The organism is Microcystis sp. M53603_WE2 (assembly GCF_030065435.1).
This window is the reverse complement of sequence record NZ_JASJFF010001235.1, coordinates 1-2,218: the sequence shown is the minus strand read 5'-3', so window position 1 is coordinate 2,218 and position 2,218 is coordinate 1. Positions and strand designations below refer to the sequence as shown.

Annotated in this window: 1 protein-coding gene and 1 pseudogene; one reads left to right on the top strand and one right to left on the bottom strand. The window is 46.1% G+C overall.

The features are described from left to right. Positions 1–343 precede the first annotated feature (343 nt). The gene (gene gnd, locus PX481_RS25880) at positions 344–1,771 is read left to right on the top strand and encodes a decarboxylating NADP(+)-dependent phosphogluconate dehydrogenase (protein ID WP_002761470.1); all 1,428 of its coding nucleotides are present in this window, start codon (positions 344–346) and stop codon (positions 1,769–1,771) included. Positions 1,772–1,908: 137 nt separating this feature from the next. Here gnd and PX481_RS25875 read toward each other — a convergent pair. Continuing rightward, positions 1,909–2,218 (bottom strand): annotated as a pseudogene (locus PX481_RS25875) (GUN4 domain-containing protein); the annotation flags it as partial.

Here is a 2,218-nt window from a genome sequence, read left to right as displayed (position 1 = left end):
CTGGGGATGATACCAAATTAAGTAGCTGGTTATAATTAAATTAAAAATGGATTTTAGGTTCGATCCCCCCTGCCCCCCTTGATAAGGGGGGTGCCGATAGGCGGGGGGATCTGAAAGTTTTTAATACCTATCTACTTAGGTTACACTTCATCTTGAGGAGAAACGCTGTAACACTCCTCACTTAATGCTGCTCACTGAAAACCCAAATCTGATCACTGATTACTGATTACTGATCACTGATCACTGATTAGTCAAGGCTTAAGAAATAGGGAAAGTTTAGCTATCTTAGGGAAAGTAGGCGCTAAAAGGGGAGGAAGAACGCATCAGCTGAGACTGAATTTCTATGACTAAACGTACCTTCGGTGTTATCGGACTAGCTGTCATGGGAGAAAATCTCGCTCTCAATGTGGAGAGTCGGGGTTTTCCCATCGCTGTTTACAATCGCACCGCCAGCAAAACTCAAGAATTTATGGAAACTCGCGCCGTCGGCAAAGATGTCAAGGCGGCCTATAGTTTAGAAGAATTCGTCCAAATTTTAGAGCGTCCCCGCAAAATTCTGGTCATGGTAAAAGCTGGCCCGCCGGTGGATGCCGTGATTGAACAATTAAAACCCCTTCTCGAAGAAGGAGATATGATTATCGATGGCGGTAACTCCCTCTACGAGGACACGGAAAGACGCACCCGCGACCTAGAATCGACCACTAAACTGGGTTTTGTTGGGATGGGGGTCAGTGGTGGCGAAGAAGGCGCTCTGCACGGCCCTTCCCTGATGCCGGGGGGTACAGAGTTCGCCTATCGGGAATTAGAGCCGATTTTAACCAAAATTGCCGCCCAAGTCGATGATGGTCCCTGTGTCACCTACGTGGGACCCGGGGGTGCGGGCCATTATGTGAAAATGGTTCACAATGGCATCGAGTACGGCGATATGCAGTTAATTGCGGAAGCCTACGATGTGCTGAAAAATGGTCTAGGACTAAGCAATCAGCAGTTACAGGAAACTTTCACCGAGTGGAATCGCACCGATGAGCTTAATTCTTATTTAATTGAAATTACCGCCGATATCTTTAAGTATGTTGACCCGGAAACCGGTCATCATCTGGTAGATTTAATCTTGGATTCGGCGGGACAAAAGGGAACCGGACGCTGGACCGTGTTAAGTTCCTTGGAGTTGGGGGTGTCAATTCCGACTATTTATGCTGCGGTTAATGCTCGCGTGATGTCCGCTTATAAGGATGAACGGGTGGCAGCCGCAAAAGAGTTACCCGGACCTGGGGAAACCTATCCGGGGGATGCGGCACTATTTGTGGATAAGGTGCGTGATGCTCTTTACTGCTCGAAAATGTGTTCCTATGCCCAGGGTATGGCTTTAATCGCTAAGGCTTCTCAGGAATTTAACTATAATATCAGTCTGCCGGAATCGGCCCGCATCTGGAAGGGCGGCTGTATTATTCGGGCCGGTTTCTTGGATAAAATTCGCAAGGCTTTTGCGGAAAATCCGGGCCTGCCGAATTTGTTGTTAGCGCCGGAATTTAAGCAAAGTATCCTCGATCGCCAAGAAGCTTGGCGTGAAGTGTTAGTCTTGGCTAATAAGTTGGGAATTCCCGTCCCGGCTTTTAGTTCTTCTTTGGACTATTTTGATAGTTATCGTCGGGCCAATTTACCGCAAAATCTCACCCAAGCACAACGGGATTATTTTGGCGCTCATACCTATGAACGTACCGATAAACCCAGAGGTGAGTTTTTCCATACGGAATGGATGGCTGAATCGTAAAGCTATCTAATATTTTCTCCCCTTTTTGTTTCCAGTAAAAAGGGGGGATTTTTTGGCGATATTTTTCTGATTAAGAGTTAACTATCGGTCAAGAAATTGGTAGTGATAGCAAATCAGGTTTTAATAGGATAATCGCTTTAAAAGTCAGACAGAGGAATAATTCCACAGGCTTGAATTTTGCTGAAAACGAGGTGAAGTTGCCATAATAACCAATGACCAACTCTCCAGAAAGCCACGGAGTTTTGATGGTCAGCCACCTCGGCAGATGGATAACAAAGATTTTCCTCAAAAATCAACCAATGAACCGGTAAATGACCGAGGGGAGAATTCGGCTCTAATTCAAAGTTTAGTTGCTCATAATTGAGCCATTGACCTTCCTTCCGCCAACCTAGGCGATCGCCAAGTTTCTTTTGGGTTTCATAATCCACTAAACCACCGAGACTAGAG